13 protein-coding genes are annotated in these 14972 nt (G+C 68.4%); 11 read left to right on the top strand and 2 right to left on the bottom strand.

From position 1 onward, the window contains the following. Positions 1-38 precede the first annotated feature (38 nt). Genes trxB through ACEU5R_RS19120 form a run of 3 tightly spaced genes read left to right on the top strand, consistent with a single transcriptional unit; the run spans position 39 to position 2019 of the window. Entirely contained in the window at positions 39-1010 is a 972-nt protein-coding gene (gene trxB / locus ACEU5R_RS19130; protein WP_103272887.1) for a thioredoxin-disulfide reductase, read from the top strand. After that, positions 1010-1693, top strand: coding sequence for a Smr/MutS family protein (locus tag ACEU5R_RS19125; protein ID WP_103272886.1), 684 nt, complete (start codon positions 1010-1012; stop codon positions 1691-1693). The genes trxB and ACEU5R_RS19125 overlap by 1 nt, the downstream gene beginning before the upstream one ends. Further along, on the top strand, positions 1690-2019 hold the full coding sequence (locus ACEU5R_RS19120; protein ID WP_103272885.1) for a multidrug efflux SMR transporter: 330 nt from the start codon (positions 1690-1692) through the stop codon (positions 2017-2019). The genes ACEU5R_RS19125 and ACEU5R_RS19120 overlap by 4 nt, the downstream gene beginning before the upstream one ends. A 22-nt stretch (positions 2020-2041) precedes the next feature. Here the strand turns inward: ACEU5R_RS19120 and ACEU5R_RS19115 are convergent, their stop codons facing one another. Next, a complete protein-coding gene (locus tag ACEU5R_RS19115; protein WP_103272884.1) occupies positions 2042-4132 on the bottom strand; it encodes a sodium:solute symporter family protein in 2091 nt (696 codons plus the stop codon). Next, positions 4132-4404, bottom strand: a complete 273-nt coding sequence (locus ACEU5R_RS19110; RefSeq protein WP_103272883.1) for a DUF4212 domain-containing protein — start codon at positions 4402-4404, stop codon at positions 4132-4134. Before ACEU5R_RS19110 ends, ACEU5R_RS19115 begins: the two co-directional genes overlap by 1 nt. 743 nt (positions 4405-5147) lie before the next feature. Between ACEU5R_RS19110 and kdpF the strand changes: the two genes are divergently transcribed. From kdpF to ACEU5R_RS19070, 8 genes are all read left to right on the top strand, one after another. Further along, entirely contained in the window at positions 5148-5237 is a 90-nt protein-coding gene (kdpF, locus tag ACEU5R_RS19105; RefSeq protein WP_103272882.1) for a K(+)-transporting ATPase subunit F, read from the top strand. Next, entirely contained in the window at positions 5237-7033 is a 1797-nt protein-coding gene (gene kdpA, locus ACEU5R_RS19100) for a potassium-transporting ATPase subunit KdpA (RefSeq protein ID WP_392411241.1), read from the top strand. The genes kdpF and kdpA overlap by 1 nt, the downstream gene beginning before the upstream one ends. A 244-nt stretch (positions 7034-7277) precedes the next feature. After that, positions 7278-9437 carry a potassium-transporting ATPase subunit KdpB gene (kdpB, locus tag ACEU5R_RS19095; RefSeq protein WP_103272880.1) on the top strand — a complete coding sequence of 720 codons (2160 nt, stop codon included), beginning with the start codon at positions 7278-7280 and terminating at the stop codon, positions 9435-9437. A 25-nt stretch (positions 9438-9462) separates the two neighbouring features. Beyond that, on the top strand, positions 9463-10074 hold the full coding sequence (kdpC, locus tag ACEU5R_RS19090; protein WP_392411240.1) for a potassium-transporting ATPase subunit KdpC: 612 nt from the start codon (positions 9463-9465) through the stop codon (positions 10072-10074). Between the two features lie 57 nt (positions 10075-10131). Next, entirely contained in the window at positions 10132-12918 is a 2787-nt protein-coding gene (locus ACEU5R_RS19085) for a DUF4118 domain-containing protein (RefSeq protein WP_392411239.1), read from the top strand. Between the two features lie 12 nt (positions 12919-12930). Further along, positions 12931-13623 (top strand): two-component system response regulator KdpE, encoded by a 693-nt coding sequence (gene kdpE, locus ACEU5R_RS19080; RefSeq protein ID WP_392411238.1) that lies wholly within the window; start codon positions 12931-12933, stop codon positions 13621-13623. Between the two features lie 113 nt (positions 13624-13736). Further along, positions 13737-14498 carry a TorF family putative porin gene (locus ACEU5R_RS19075; protein ID WP_392411237.1) on the top strand — a complete coding sequence of 254 codons (762 nt, stop codon included), beginning with the start codon at positions 13737-13739 and terminating at the stop codon, positions 14496-14498. Between the two features lie 147 nt (positions 14499-14645). Next, positions 14646-14969 carry a hypothetical protein gene (locus ACEU5R_RS19070; protein ID WP_392411236.1) on the top strand — a complete coding sequence of 108 codons (324 nt, stop codon included), beginning with the start codon at positions 14646-14648 and terminating at the stop codon, positions 14967-14969. The last annotated feature ends 3 nt before the right edge of the window (positions 14970-14972 follow it).

Raw genomic sequence — 14972 nt, 5'->3', positions numbered from 1 at the left:
CTCATTATAATTGGGCGTCAATCTAAAGATACCTGCCCATGTCCACGCCTACCTCCACGCCCAAGCACGCTAAAGTTTTGATACTTGGTTCCGGCCCCGCCGGTTACACGGCCGCCGTCTATGCCGCGCGCGCCAATCTGAACCCCGTACTTGTTACAGGTCTGGCCCAGGGCGGCCAGCTCATGACGACGACCGACGTCGACAACTGGCCGGCGGACGCCGACGGCGTGCAGGGTCCGGACCTGATGCAGCGCTTCCAGAAGCACGCCGAACGCTTCAACACCGAAATGCTGTTCGACCACATCGCCAGCGTCGACCTGTCCAAGCGCCCGTTCACGCTGAACGGCGACGGCGGCAAGGTCTACACCTGCGACGCGCTCATCATCGCCACCGGCGCCTCGGCCAAGTACCTGGGCCTGCCGTCCGAAGCGTCCTTCATGGGCCGCGGCGTGTCGGGCTGCGCCACCTGCGACGGCTTCTTCTACCGCAACCAGGACGTGGTCGTGGTGGGCGGCGGCAACACCGCCGTCGAGGAAGCCCTGTACCTGTCGAACATCTGCCGCAAGGTCACCCTGATCCACCGCCGCGACAAGTTCCGCGCCGAGCCCATCCTGGTAGACAAGCTGATGTCCAAGGTCGAGAACGGCAACATGGAGCTCAAGGTCTTCCATACGCTGGAAGAAGTGCTGGGCGACGACAGCGGCGTGACCGGCGTGCGCGTGCGCCACGTCGACACCGGCGCCACCGAGGACCTGAAGGTCACCGGCGCTTTCATCGCCATCGGCCACCAGCCCAACACCAGCATCTTCCAGGGCCAGCTGGAAATGAAGGACGGCTACATCGTCACCAAGAGCGGCCTGTCCGGCATGGCCACCATGACCTCGGTGCCCGGCGTGTTCGCCGCCGGCGACGTGCAGGACCACGTCTACCGCCAGGCCATCACCAGCGCCGGCACCGGCTGCATGGCCGCGCTGGATGCCCAGCGCTGGCTGGAGAGCGAAGGCCAGTAATGAAAGGCAGCAAAGTCGGCCTGGCCGACCTGAAGCGCCTGAAGAAGGACCTGGAGGCCGAGCGCCAGCGCGCCACGCTGGCCCGCGCCTCGGCCGCGGCTGCCGCGCGCAAGCCGGCGGCCGAGTCCGCCAATCCCGCCGACGATGCCGAGGCGCTGCGGCGCAGCCTGCGGTCCGTCACCCCGATCAGGCGCGACGCCCGCGTCGAGCACAAGCCCGTGGCCACGCCCGCGCCGGCCCTGCGCCGCGCCAACGCGCTGGGCGAGACCCCGACCCGCGCCGACGCCGGCGTGTCCGACGGCGGCGAAGTCATCCACCTGCTGTCCGAAGGCGGCACCGCCTTCGTGCGCGGCGACGCCGCGCCCGACACCGCGCGCAACCTACGTCGCGGCCAGTGGCGCGCGGGCGCCGAACTCGACCTGCACGGCCTGCGCGTGGAACAGGCCCGCCACGCCCTGCTGTCCTTCCTGGATGAATGCCAGGAACACGGCATCCGCTGCGTGCGCATCGTGCACGGCAAGGGCTACGGCTCGCAGGGACTGGAGCCGGTGCTCAAGGACAAGGCCCGCACCTGGCTGGTGCAGAAGAACGAGGTGCTGGCGTTTTCCGAGGCGCCCGAGCGCGAAGGCGGCGCCGGCGCCCTGCTGGTGCTGCTGCGCCAGGCCGAAGGAGCCCGCAAATGAAATGGCTGTACCTGGCCGTGGCCATCCTGGCCGAGATCGTCGCCACCAGCGCCCTGAAAAGCTCCGATGGCTTCACGCGGCTGCTGCCGTCGGTGGTGACGACGCTCGGCTACGTGGTGTCGTTCTATTTCCTGTCGCTGACGCTGCGCGAGGTGCCGGTCGGCATCGCCTACGCGATCTGGTCGGGCGTGGGCATCGTGCTCATCTCCATCGTCAGCGCGCTGCTCTTCAAGCAGCACCTGGACGCGCCGGCGATGATCGGCATGGGCCTCATCATCGCCGGCGTGGTGGTGATGAACGTCTTCTCGAAGTCCGTTTCCCACTGAGCCCCACAGCAGCCTCCCCGAGCTAGCTGTTCGCGGCCGGCGGCGCGCCCCCGCCCGGCTGGCGCAGGTAATCGACCAGCGCCAGCGTGGCGCGGTCGGGCGGCGGGGTCAGCAGCGACACCACGATGATGGTCAGGAAGGCCACCGGCGCGCCGAACACGCCGGCGGCGATGGGCTGAATGCCCCACCACAGCGTGATCGGCTCGCTGCGCGAGATGCCCAGCACCCATTCGCGCAGCCAGGGCTGGGTGTGTGTCATGTAGGAGAACGTGACCAGCAGCCCCGCCGCCATGCCCAGCGTCGCCCCCCACTTGTTCGCTCGCCGCCAGAACACGCCCATGACCAATGCCGGGAAGAAAGACGAGGCGGCGAAGGAGAAGGCGGCGGACACCATGAACAGGATGTCGGCCGGCTTGCGCGCCGCGACCCAGGCCGCGCCGAACGCCACCGCCAGCAGCAGGATCTTGGACGCCATCACGCGCCGCGCCGCCGGCATGCGCGGCGACACCACCCGATACCACATGTCGTGCGACAGCGAGTTCGACAGGGTCAGCAGCAGGCCGTCGGCAGTGGACAGCGCGGCGGCCAGCCCGCCGGCGGCCACCAGCCCGGAAATCACATAGGGCAGCCCGCCGATCTCCGGCATGGCCAGCACCACCACATCCGCCCCCATGCTGATCTCGCCCAGCTGCACGATGCCGTCGCGGTTGATGTCGGTCACGTCCAGCAGGTTGCTGTCGACCGCGCTCCAGGCGTGCACCCAGTTGGGCAGGCTGAGGAAGTTGGAGCCGACCACCTGCGTGTAGACCTCGTACTTCACCAGCAGGGCCAGCGCCGGCGCCATGAAATACAGCAGCAGGATGAACAGCAGGGACCAGCACACGGAACGCCGCGCCTCGCTCACCGAGGGCGTGGTGTATGAGCGCATCAGGATGTGCGGCATGCCGGCGGTGCCCAGCATCAGGCACAGCACCAACGCCAGGAAATTGGTGCGCATGTTGCTGCGCTCTTCCGCGTCCTTGGCCGGAAACGGCTCGGCATGCGGCGTGGGCGGCGCGGCGCGCGCCTCGAACAGGGCCTTGGACTGCGACCAGGCCGCGCGCGCCTCCTCGGCATTCGGCGGATAGGACGCCAGCTCACGCTCCAGCGAACGGATCTCCACCATGGGCGCGTCGGTGGCGTTGAGCTGGGCCAGCCGGCTGCGTAGCTTGTCCTTCTCCAGCGTCCAGGACTCGGGCAGCGCGGCGATGCGCTGGCCCATCTCGTCGGCCCGCTCCTGCCAGATGCGCCGCACCTCGATCTCGCCGGTGTCGTTCAGCAGATAGCTTTCCTTCTCGGCCACCTGCTGCAACACGATGCCGGCCGAGACCTGCGGCACGGGCGATCCGGTGTGCTTGACCGACAGCCACACCACCGGCACCAGATAGGCGATCACCAGGATGATGTACTGCCCGACCTGGGTCCAGGTCACCGCCCGCATGCCGCCCAGGAAGGAACAGACCAGCATGCCCCCCAGCGCCACGAAGATGCCCAGCTCGAACGAGATGCCGGTCATGCGGGTGGTGATGATGCCCACGCCGTAAATCTGCGCGACCAGATAGGTGAAGGAACACAGGATGGCGCAGGCCACGCCGGCCAGGCGCGGCAGGTTGCCGCCGTAGCGCGCGCCCATGAAATCGGGGATGGTGTACTGGCCGAAGCGGCGCAGGTAGGGCGCCAGCAGCATGGCCACCAGCACGTAGCCGCCAGTCCAGCCCATGATGTAGGCCAGCCCGCCGTAGCCGGTCAGGTAGAGCGTGCCCGCCACGCCGATGAAGGACGCCACCGACATCCAGTCGGCCGCCGTGGCCATGCCGTTGTAGATGGCCGGCACGCGCCGTCCGGCGACGTAGTACTCGACCTGGTCGGAGGTGCGACAGACGATGCCGATGCCGGCGTACAGGCTCACCGTCACCAGCAGGAAGACATAGCCGATCCAGTTGCGCGGCATGCCCAGGATCTCGGCCAGCGCCATCAGCAGGATCAGCAGCGCGAAACCGGCCGTGTACAGGACATAGATGCGCCGCAGCCGCAGGCTGAATTCCTGCGGGGTGTCCCCGCTGAAAAACGGCATCAGCGGTCCCCCTCAAGCTCGGCGCGCCGGTCGGCGCGGTTCATGACCCCGGCGTAGACCGCGATGATGATCAGGTAGGCCAGCGGCGCGCCATAGGCCGCCATCCAGTACGAGAATGGCCAGTTGAGGAAGTCGAAGGACAGGCCGCGGGCGAAATACGAGGGGATGAAGGTCAGCCCGGCCCAGAGCGCGAGCAATAGCGCGATCAGGCGCAAGTTGCGGCGCCAATAGGAACGGGAGGGGGATGCGGAGGGAACGCGGGATTCGGGCATAGCGATTTTTGACAACCTGGCCTGAATATCGCGAAACGCGGCGCCCGCCGCGCCGGAGCAAGCATTTCCGGACGCTTTAAGCGACAACGGCCGGCACTGCCTGGTGCCAGCCGTTGTGCGTTTTGCTTTTTTTGATACTGCTTTACTTTTTTTATGTACCGGTGCCGCCGGTCTCGTGCCCATGATGCAGGGCTTGTCTCCTCACCTGCATGGGACGAGATTCTGCACCAGACGCGGGATTGTCACACTAGGGGAATGCCCTAATTCGGCGCATTCATTTACATATAACTGGCACCACAATGGTGCAAATCACCCAGCTCGTCCCAACCTTTGGGATTTTTCCCGGATGCCCGCGAGTCGGCGTCCATTTACGGCCTTGCCGCAAAACCCGATTTGCACCGCCCTTCCCCATCCTGGCGCCACCGCGCCCGCATCCGGGCGCGCCTGGCCGCCACGCCCCGCCACGGGGCGGTCCGCGCCGTTTTTATATCCCGTTTACACCCGCCGGCCAAAGCTATACCCCGTTTTTACCCCCCGCTCCGTAACCTGCCGCTGTCCTGATTGGTCATTGCGCCTGCGCGGCCCGCATCCCCTCTGCCGCGCATGGCCCGACGCACGCAGGGAGCATCGCTCCCGGGAGGAAAGAACGTGGATGCCATCTATATCGCCATCTTCGCCGTCATGGCCGGGCTGACTTACGCCCTGCTGGGATTGTGCGCAGCCCTGTCATCGGGAGACCAATCATGAGCTGGCTCTACTGGCTCAGCGGCCTGACCGCGGCCGCCCTGTTCGTGTACCTGCTGGTCGCCCTGTTCAAACCGGAGAAGTTCTGATGAACGCCCAATACATCGGACTGCTCGTGCTCTATCTCGCAGTCCTGCTTGCCCTCGCGCCGTTTCTCGGGCGCTACATCCGCATCGCCATGGAGGACGGGCAGTCCCGCTGGACCACCTGGGGCCGTCCGCTGGAACGCGTCATCTACCGGCTGTCCGGCATCGATCCGCAAGCCGAGATGGGCTGGAAGCGCTACGCGCTGGCGGTGCTGGCCTTCAACATCCTCGGCATCATCGCCGTCTACGCCCTGCAACGCCTGCAGGGCATGCTGCCGCTGAACCCGGCCGGCATGGGCCCGGTATCGCCCGATTCCGCGCTGAACACCGCCATCAGCTTCGTCGCCAACACCAACTGGCAGGGCTACGGCGGCGAATCGACCATGAGCTACCTGACGCAGATGCTGGCGCTCACGGTGCAGAACTTCGTGTCCGCCGCGACCGGCATCGCCGTGCTGTTCGCGTTGATCCGCGGGCTGGCGCGCCATTGCAGCGCCACGCTGGGCAACTTCTGGACCGACATGGTCCGCAGCACGCTGTATGTGCTGCTGCCGCTGTCGCTGATCCTGGCACTGGCGCTGGTCAGCCAGGGCGTGATCCAGAACTTCAGCCCCTATGTCGAGGCGCAGACCGTCGAGGCGCTGCACTACGACCAGCCGCGCGTGGACGCGCAGGGCCAGCCGGTGCTGGACGCGGCCGGCCAGCCGGTCACCGACCCGGCGGTCACGCAGACCCAGACGCTGGCGATGGGTCCGGTGGCCTCGCAGGAAGCGATCAAGCTGCTGGGCACCAACGGCGGCGGCTTCTTCAACGCCAACTCGGCCCATCCCTATGAGAACGCCACGCCGCTGGCGAACTTCCTGGAAATGCTGGCCATCCTGATCATCCCGGCCGCACTGTGCTTCTCGTTCGGCGAGATGGTCGGCAGCCGCAAGCAGGGCATCGCGGTGCTGGCGGCGATGACGGCGCTGTTCGTCGCTTTCGCGATCAACGTCGGCTATTTCGAGCAACAGGCCAATCCGATGGCGGCGCAGGCCGGCGCGGACAGCACCCTCTCGGCCTTCTCGCCCGGCGGCAACATGGAAGGCAAGGAAACCCGCTTCGGCATCGCCGCCACCTCGCTGTTCGCCACCGTGACCACGGCGGCGTCCTGCGGCGCGGTCAACGGCATGCACGACTCGTTCAACGCCATGGGCGGCGTGACGCCGATGCTGCAGATGCAGTTGGGCGAGGTGGTCTACGGAGGCGTCGGCTCCGGTCTGTACGGCATGCTGGCCTTCGCCGTCCTGGCGGTGTTCATCGCCGGCCTGATGATCGGCCGCACGCCGGAATACCTGGGCAAGAAGATCGAGGCCTACGACATGAAGATGGTGTCCATCGTCATCCTGGCCACTCCGCTGCTGGTGCTGGGCGGCACCGCGCTGGCCGTGTCGGTCAGCGCCGGCCAGGCGGGCGTGCTCAATCCTGGCATCCACGGTTTCTCGGAAATCCTGTACGCCCTGACCTCCGCGGCCAACAACAACGGCAGCGCCTTCGCCGGCCTGTCCGCCAACACGCCCTTCTACAACGTGCTGCTGGGGGCGGCGATGTGGTTCGGCCGCTTCGCCATCATCGTCGCCGTGCTGGCGATGGCCGGCTCGCTGGCCGCCAAGCGCCGCCTGCCCGCCGGCCCCGGCAGCATGCCGACCCACGGCCCGCTGTTCGTGGTGCTGCTGATCGGCGCCGTGCTGCTCGTGGGCGCGCTGACTTACGTGCCCGCGCTGGCGCTTGGCCCCGTCGCCGAGCACCTGCTCCGCTAATGATGAAGCCCACCCCCGAAGCGCTGCGCGCTTCCCCCTCAAGGGGGCGCCGCTGCGGACCGGCAAAGCCGGCTCCGCGGGTGAAGCCCACCCCCGAAGCGCTGCGCGCTTCCCCCTCAAGGGGGCGCCGCCGCGGACCGGCAAAGCCGGATCCGCGCGGCCCCGCGAGGCGGCGAGCTTCTCCATGCTGCGGATGGCTCGCCAGCGCCGCAGACAACTTGAACACCAACGGCTAGGAATGAAAATGGCCAAGATTGAAACTTCTACGACCGGCGCCGGAGGCGGCGCCGCCCGCGCCGCGTCCAGCGGCGTCCATGAACGCCAGTTCGGCATGTGGTCGAGCGCGCTGGTCGGCCCGGCGCTGCTGGACAGCCTGCGCAAGCTCTCGCCGGCCGCGCAGATGAAGAACCCCGTCATGTTCGTGGTCTACGCCGGCAGCATCCTGACCACGATCCTGTGGATCATGGCACTGCGCGGCCAGGCCGAGGCCCCGGCGGGCTTCATCCTGGCGATCACGGTATGGCTCTGGTTCACCGTGCTGTTCGCCAACTTCGCCGAAGCCCTGGCCGAAGGCCGCGGCAAGCAGCAGGCGGCCACCTTGCGCGGCCTGCGCACCACCATCGACGCGCGCCTGCTCAAGGGATTCAAGGACGCCGACGCCAACCGCGCCACGCCCGACGCATGGCGCGGCCAGGCCGTCAGCCAGCCCTCCGGGCTGCTGCGCCGCGGCGACGTGGTGCTGGTCGAGGCCGGCGAAACCATCCCCGGCGATGGCCAGGTGATCGCCGGCGTGGCGTCCGTCGACGAAAGCGCCATCACCGGCGAATCCGCGCCCGTGATCCGCGAATCCGGCGGCGACTTCTCGTCCGTCACCGGCGGCACGCGGGTGCTGTCGGACTGGATCTTCGTACGCATCGCGGCCGATCCCGGCGAGAGCTTCCTGGACCGCATGATCTCCATGGTCGAAGGCGCCAAGCGCCAGAAGACGCCCAACGAACTGGCGCTGACCATCCTGCTGGTGGGACTGACGGTGGTGTTCCTGCTGGTGGTGGTCACGCTGATGCCGTTCTCGATCTACGCGGTCTCGACCGCCGGCGGCGGCACGACGGTGACCGTGACGGTGCTGGTGGCGCTGCTGGTGTGCCTGATCCCGACCACCATCGGCGGCCTGCTCTCGGCCATCGGCGTGGCCGGCATGAGCCGCATGATGGGCGCCAATGTCATCGCCACCTCCGGCCGCGCGGTGGAAGCCGCCGGCGACGTGGACGTGCTGCTGCTGGACAAGACCGGCACCATCACCTTCGGCAACCGCCAGGCCTCCACCTTCCTGCCGGCGCCCGGCGTCTCGTCGCGCGAGCTGGCCGACGCCGCCCGCCTGGCCTCGCTGGCCGACGAAACGCCCGAGGGACGCAGCATCGTGGCGCTGGCCGACAAGACCATTCACGCGCCCGCGCCGCAGCTGGCCGCCGCCGAATTCGTGCCCTTCACCGCCCAGTCCCGCATGAGCGGCGTAAACGTCGGCGAACGCATGATCCGCAAAGGCGCGGTCGACGCCGTGGCCGCCTGGATCCAGGCGCAGGAAGCGTCCGTGCCCGACACGGTGCTGCGCCTGGCCGAGGATGTGGCGCGGCGCGGCAGCACGCCCCTGCTGGTCAGCGACGGCAACCGCGCGCTGGGCGTGGTCGAGCTCAAGGACATCGTCAAGCCCGGCATCCAGTCGCGCTTCGCCGAGCTGCGCCGCATGGGCATCAAGACCGTGATGATCACCGGCGACAACAAGCTCACAGCCGCCTCCATCGCGGCCGAGGCCGGCGTGGACGACTTCCTGGCCGAAGCCACGCCGGAAGCCAAGCTCAAGCTGATCCGCGCCTACCAGGGCGAAGGCCGGCTGGTGGCCATGACCGGCGACGGCACCAACGACGCGCCGGCGCTGGCTCAGGCCGACGTGGCCGTGGCCATGAACTCGGGCACGCAGGCCGCCAAGGAAGCCGGCAACATGGTGGACCTGGACTCCAATCCCACCAAGCTGATCGAGATCGTCGAGATCGGCAAGCAGATGCTGATGACGCGCGGCGCGCTGACCACCTTCAGCGTGGCCAACGACGTGGCCAAGTACTTCGCCATCATCCCGGCCGCCTTCGCCACCGTCTATCCGCAGCTGAATGTGCTGAACATCATGGCGCTGGCCACGCCGGCCTCGGCCATCCTGTCGGCCGTGATCTTCAACGCGTTGATCATCGTCGTGCTGATCCCGCTGGCCCTGAAAGGCGTGCGCTACCGGCCGCTGGGCGCCGCGGTGCTGCTGCGCCGCAACCTGCTGATCTATGGCCTGGGCGGCCTGCTGGTTCCCTTCGTCGGCATCAAGCTGGTCGACATGGTCCTGGCCGCGCTGGGCTGGGTCTGATCCGCGACACTAGGAGAATTTCATTATGAAGCAAGCCATCCATGCCCTGCCGCGCCAAGGCGGCATCCTGCGCCCGGCCCTGGTCGTGTTCGTCGCGCTATCGCTCGTGACCGGCCTGGCCTATCCCTTCCTGACCAACGGCATCGCCGCCGCTGTCTTTCCGCACGAAGCCGCCGGCTCGCTGATCCGCGACGGCGACAAGGTGGTGGGATCGGAGCTGATCGGCCAGTCCTTCAGCTCGCCGCAGTATTTCTGGAGCCGGCCGTCGGCCACCGCGCCAATGCCGTACAACGCGGCCGGCTCGGGCGGCTCGAACCTGGGTCCGCGCAACCCCGCGCTGGCCGAGGCGATCCAGGCCCGCATCGCCCTGCTCAAGGCCGCCGATCCGGAGAATCCGCTGCCTGTCCCGGTGGATCTGGTCACCGCCTCGGGCAGCGGTCTGGACCCGCACATCAGTCCGGCGGCAGCGGTTTACCAGGCCGCCCGCGTGGCGCGCGCGCGCAACCTGCCTCGCGCCGAGGTCGATGCGCTGATCGCGGCGAACACCGAAAAGCCCTGGATCGGCCTGCTGGGGGATCCCGCGGTCAACGTGCTCAAGCTCAACCTGGCGCTGGACAAGCTGGCGCCCCGGCGCTGACGGCCATGCGCCTGGGTATAGTATTGCCAGCCCTGTTCTCCTTGAAGCCGCGCGCCCATGGCCGATACCGCTGACGAGCGTCCCGATCCGGACGCGCTCCTGAAAACGCTGGACGACGCCGCGCGCCAGGCTGTGCGCGGCAAGCTGCGCGTCTATTTCGGCGCATCGGCCGGCGTGGGCAAGACCTATGCCATGCTGGTCGCGGCGCGCGCCCAGGCGGCGCAGGGCGTGGACGTGCTGGCCGGCATCGTCGAAACCCACGGCCGCCGCGAGACCGCCGCCCTGCTGGACGGTATCCCGACGCTGCCGCTCAAGGACGTGGCCTATCGCGGCCATGTGCTCAAGGAGTTCGACCTGGACGGCGCGCTGGCGCGCCATCCGGCGCTGGCGCTGGTGGACGAGCTGGCGCACTCGAACGCGCCCGGCTCGCGCCATGCCAAGCGCTGGCAGGACATCGAGGAAATGCTGGCCGCCGGCATCGATGTCTGGACCACGCTGAACGTGCAGCATCTGGACAGCCTGAACGAGGCGGTCGGCAGCATCACCGGCGTGCGGGTCTGGGAAACGGTGCCCGACGAGGTCTTCGACGGCGCCGACGAAGTCATCCTGGTGGACCTGTCGGCCGACGAGCTGCTGCGCCGATTGAAGGAAGGCAAGGTCTACCTGCCCGAGCAGGCGCGTCACGCCACCCGCAACTTCTTCCGCAAGGGCAACCTGATCGCGCTGCGCGAACTGGCGCTGCGCCGCACCGCCGACCACGTGGACGACGACGTGCAGGCCTATCGCCGCGACCGCGCGATCGAGCCGGTCTGGCGCACGCGCGAGGCCGTGGTCGCCTGCATCGGCGCCGACGAGGACGCCGAGTACGTCATCCGCAGCGCCCACCGCCTGAGCCAGCAGCTGGAATGCGATCTGCACGTGGTGACGGTCGACACGGCGCGCGCCGCGCCCGCGCCGCAAAGCGCCCAGGAGCGGCTGCAGCGCGCGATGGCGCTTGCCGACACGCTGGGCGCGCGCGCCGAGACGCTGGCCGGCGGCGACATGGTCGAAGCCATGGTCCGCTACGTGCGCCGCCACAACATCACCAAGGCCGTCGTCGGCCGCACCCGCGCCAGCGGCCTGCTGCGGTTGCGGCTGTCGGCGTCCGCCCTGCTCAACGCAGCCCTGTCGCCGGGCTGGCTGTGGCGCCGCCACAGCTTCGCCGACATGCTGGCCGCCGGCTGCCCGGAGATCGACGTGATCCGGCTGGGCGCGCCGCCGCTGCCCGCCAGCGCGGCGCCGGGACGCGATCCGCTGACCCTGGGCCAGCGCGCGCGCCAGGCGGCGGACGAACGCGGCGGCCGCCCCCTGGCCGGCTATGCCTGGGCGCTGTGCTACTGCGCCATCGCCACGGCGCTGTCGGCGCTGGCCTTTCCGGCGCTGCACCAGACCAATATCGTCATGCTGTTCCTGCTGGCGGTGGTGGCGGTGGCCGTCAGGCACGGACGCGGGCCGGCGGCGCTGGCTTCGGTGGTCAGCGTGGGTCTGTTCGATTTTTTCTTCGTGCAGCCGCTGGCGTCCTTCGCGGTGTCGGACGTGCAGTACCTGCTGACCTTCGGCGTGCTGCTGGCGGTGGGCCTGTTGATCGGCCAACTCACCGCCGGGCTGCGCCTGCAGGCCCAGGTCTCGGTCAAGCGCGAGGCCGACGCCCGCAGCCTGTATGAGTTCGCGCGCGAGCTGTCGTCGGCCCTGCTGCCCGAGCAGATCGTGGCCTCGGCCGGCCTGTTCGTCCATGCCACCTTCGGCTCGCGCTGCGCGCTGTACATCCTGGGCCTGGACGACCGGCTCAAGCTGGCCTCGCCCGCTGCCGACGACATGCCGCCGCTGGAATCGGCGCTGGCGCAGTGGGTGTACGACCATGGCCAGCCCGCCGGCGCCGGCACGTCCACCCTGTCCAACAGCGAGCTGCTCTACCTGCCGCTGAAGGCCCCCATGCGCACCCGCGGCGTCCTGGCGCTGGCCGCGCCGCGCCGCAGCCTGTTCTCCAATCCCGAATCGCGGCGTCAGATCGAAGCCTACGCCACGCTGATCGCCATCGCGCTCGAGCGCCTGCATTATGTCGAGGTTGCGCAACAGGCGCTGGTCAGCATGGAATCCGAGAAGCTGCGCAACTCGCTGCTTGCCGCGGTGTCGCACGACCTGCGCACGCCGCTGACCAGCCTGGTCGGCATGACCGACACGCTGGCACGCCAGCAAACCGCGCTGCCGGCCGATGTGCAGGACACCATCCGCGCGATGCGCGACCAGGCCCAGCGCATGCATGCGCTGGTGGCCAACCTGCTGGACATGGCCCGGCTGCAAAGCGGCGACACGCCGCTGCGGCTGGAATGGCAGTCGGTAGAGGAACTGGTGGGCGCGGCGCTGGCGGCCATGCGCGAACCACTGGCCGCGCACCAGGTGACGGTGTCCAGCCTGTCCCAGCTGCCGCTGGTGGAATGCGACGGCGTGCTGATCGAGCGCGTGCTCTGCAACCTGCTGGAAAACGCGGCCAAGTACACGCCGGCTGGCAGCGCCATCCAGCTGGGCGCGACCGTGCAGGACAAGGAACTGCGCATCTCGGTCTGCGACAATGGCCCCGGCGTGGCCGCCGGCGCCGAACGCCGGATCTTCCAGAAATTCACCCGCGGCGAACGCGAATCCGCCACGCCGGGCGTGGGCCTGGGCCTGGCGGTGTGCGAAGCCATCGTCACCGCCCACCATGGCCGCATCTGGGTCGAGCACGCGCCAGGCCGGCCCAGCGGCGCGCAATTCGTCTTCACGCTGCCGCTGGGCGAACCGCCCGCCATCCAACCCGAAACTCCCTGAGTCCCACCACGCATGTTCGACTACCAGCCCACCGTGCTCATCATCGAGGACGACGACTACATCCGGCGCTTCGTGCGCCAGGCCCTGGAAAGCGAGGGCTGCACGGTCCATGAGGCCGACACCGTCAAGCGCGGCCTGATCGAGGCCGGCACCCGCCAGCCCGACGCCATCGTGCTGGACCTGGGCCTGCCCGACGAGGACGGCATGACGCTGATCCGCGAACTGCGCGGCTGGACCGAGGTGCCGGTGCTGGTGCTGTCGGCGCGCAGCGCCGAGGCCGACAAGGTGGCGGCGCTGGACGCCGGCGCGGATGACTACCTGACCAAGCCCTTCGGCGTCAGCGAGCTGCTGGCGCGGCTGCGCGTGCTGCTGCGGCGGCACGCCCGGGGCGGCGCGGGCAACGCGTCGGAGATCAGCTTCGGCGACGTGCGCGTGGATTTCGCCAAGCGCGTGGTCGAACGCAACGGCCAGCACGTGCACCTGACGGCGATGGAGTATCGACTGCTGGCGGCCCTGCTGGCGCATCGCGGCAAGGTCATGACGCACCGCGAACTGCTGCGCGAGGTCTGGGGCCCCTCGCATGTGGAGAGCAACCACTACCTGCGCATCTACATGGGACACCTGCGCCAGAAGCTGGAAGCCGATCCCGCCCAGCCCGTGTACCTGCTCACCGAGATCGGCGTCGGCTACCGCTTCGCCGGCTGACCCTCGCCGGACTCGGCATTGACGGCGCGTTTACGCGCGCGGCGCCACTCTTGTCTCGGCGTTTATGCGGCTTCTCCTATCGTTGCGATCCGTTCAACGCATGGAGCATTCCGATGTCCCGCAACACCCTGGCCGCCCTGGCGCTGATCGCGCTGACCGCGCCATCGCATGCCGAGCAGGCGCCCGCCCCGCAATCCACGCAATCCGATTTCACGTTGAGCGCCAACGTGACGCTGGCCAGCCAGTACCGCTATCGCGGCCTGATGCAGACCAACAACAAGCCCGCGATCCAGGGCGGCTTCGACCTGGCGCATTCCAGCGGCCTGTACCTGGGCAACTGGAACTCCAGCATCAGCTGGCTCGGCGACAGCAATAGCGCCGTCTCCGCGCCCGTGGAAATGGACTTCTACGGCGGCTATAAGGGCGAACTGGCGCCCAGCGTGCCCTTCGATCTGGGCGTGATGCAGTACTACTATCCCGGCGACTACCCGTCCGGCTACACCAGTCCCGACACCACCGAGCTGTATGCCGGCCTGGGCTACGGCCCGGTGATGTTCAAGTACTCCATCGCCATGACCAATCTGTTCGGCGCCGTCGACAGCAAGTACAGCCAGTACTTCGACCTGTCCGGCAACTTCGACACCGGCGTCTGGGGCCTGACCGTCAATGCGCACGTGGGCCGGCAGACGGTGCGCAACGTGGATAACGGTTCCTACACGGACTGGAAGCTGGGCCTGACCAAGGACTTCGGCCAGGGCTTCGCCGTGTCGCTGGCCTATCTGGACACCAACGCCGACCGTGGCGCCTACACCAACAGCAAGGGCCGCTACATGGGCCGCTCCACCGGGCTGCTGTCGTTGACCAAGACGTTCTGAGCCCGCCGGGCGTTGACGCGGTTTTTACGCGCCGCGCCCGCATTTATCGGCAGGATTTACGACGCGCTTCCTATAGTGGAAGCGTCGTCAACCACCCCAAGCCGGTACCCCGGAAACACGTTTTCCGGCCTCGCCCGGCCCCACGCCATGATTCCTCGACAAGCCCGCGCCGCCTCCCCAGTCTTCAATCCCGCGTCACGGATTCCGCCGCGCCACGCGCCGGCGGACGTGTCGCTGACCATCCGGATCGACAGCCTGGACGCGCTGAACCTGCGGCTGGCGCTGCATCGGGCGCTGGGCGCGCGCATCGGCGTCTACGTGCTGGCGGTCGATCACCAGCATGGCCAGACCGCCGTCCAGCTGCAGTGCGCTCGCGACCAGGTCGACGCCATCATGCATGCGGTCATGTCCGGCCTGCCGCGCGCCGAATTCGGCCCGGTGCTGCTGGCCGGTTCCGCGCGGAGGCACTGAGCC

The organism is Achromobacter sp. 413638 (genome assembly GCF_043119405.1).
Classification (GTDB): Bacteria; Pseudomonadota; Gammaproteobacteria; order Burkholderiales; family Burkholderiaceae_B; genus Achromobacter.
The sequence above is the reverse complement of the archived record's forward strand: the minus strand, read 5'-3'. Positions and strand labels throughout refer to the sequence as shown.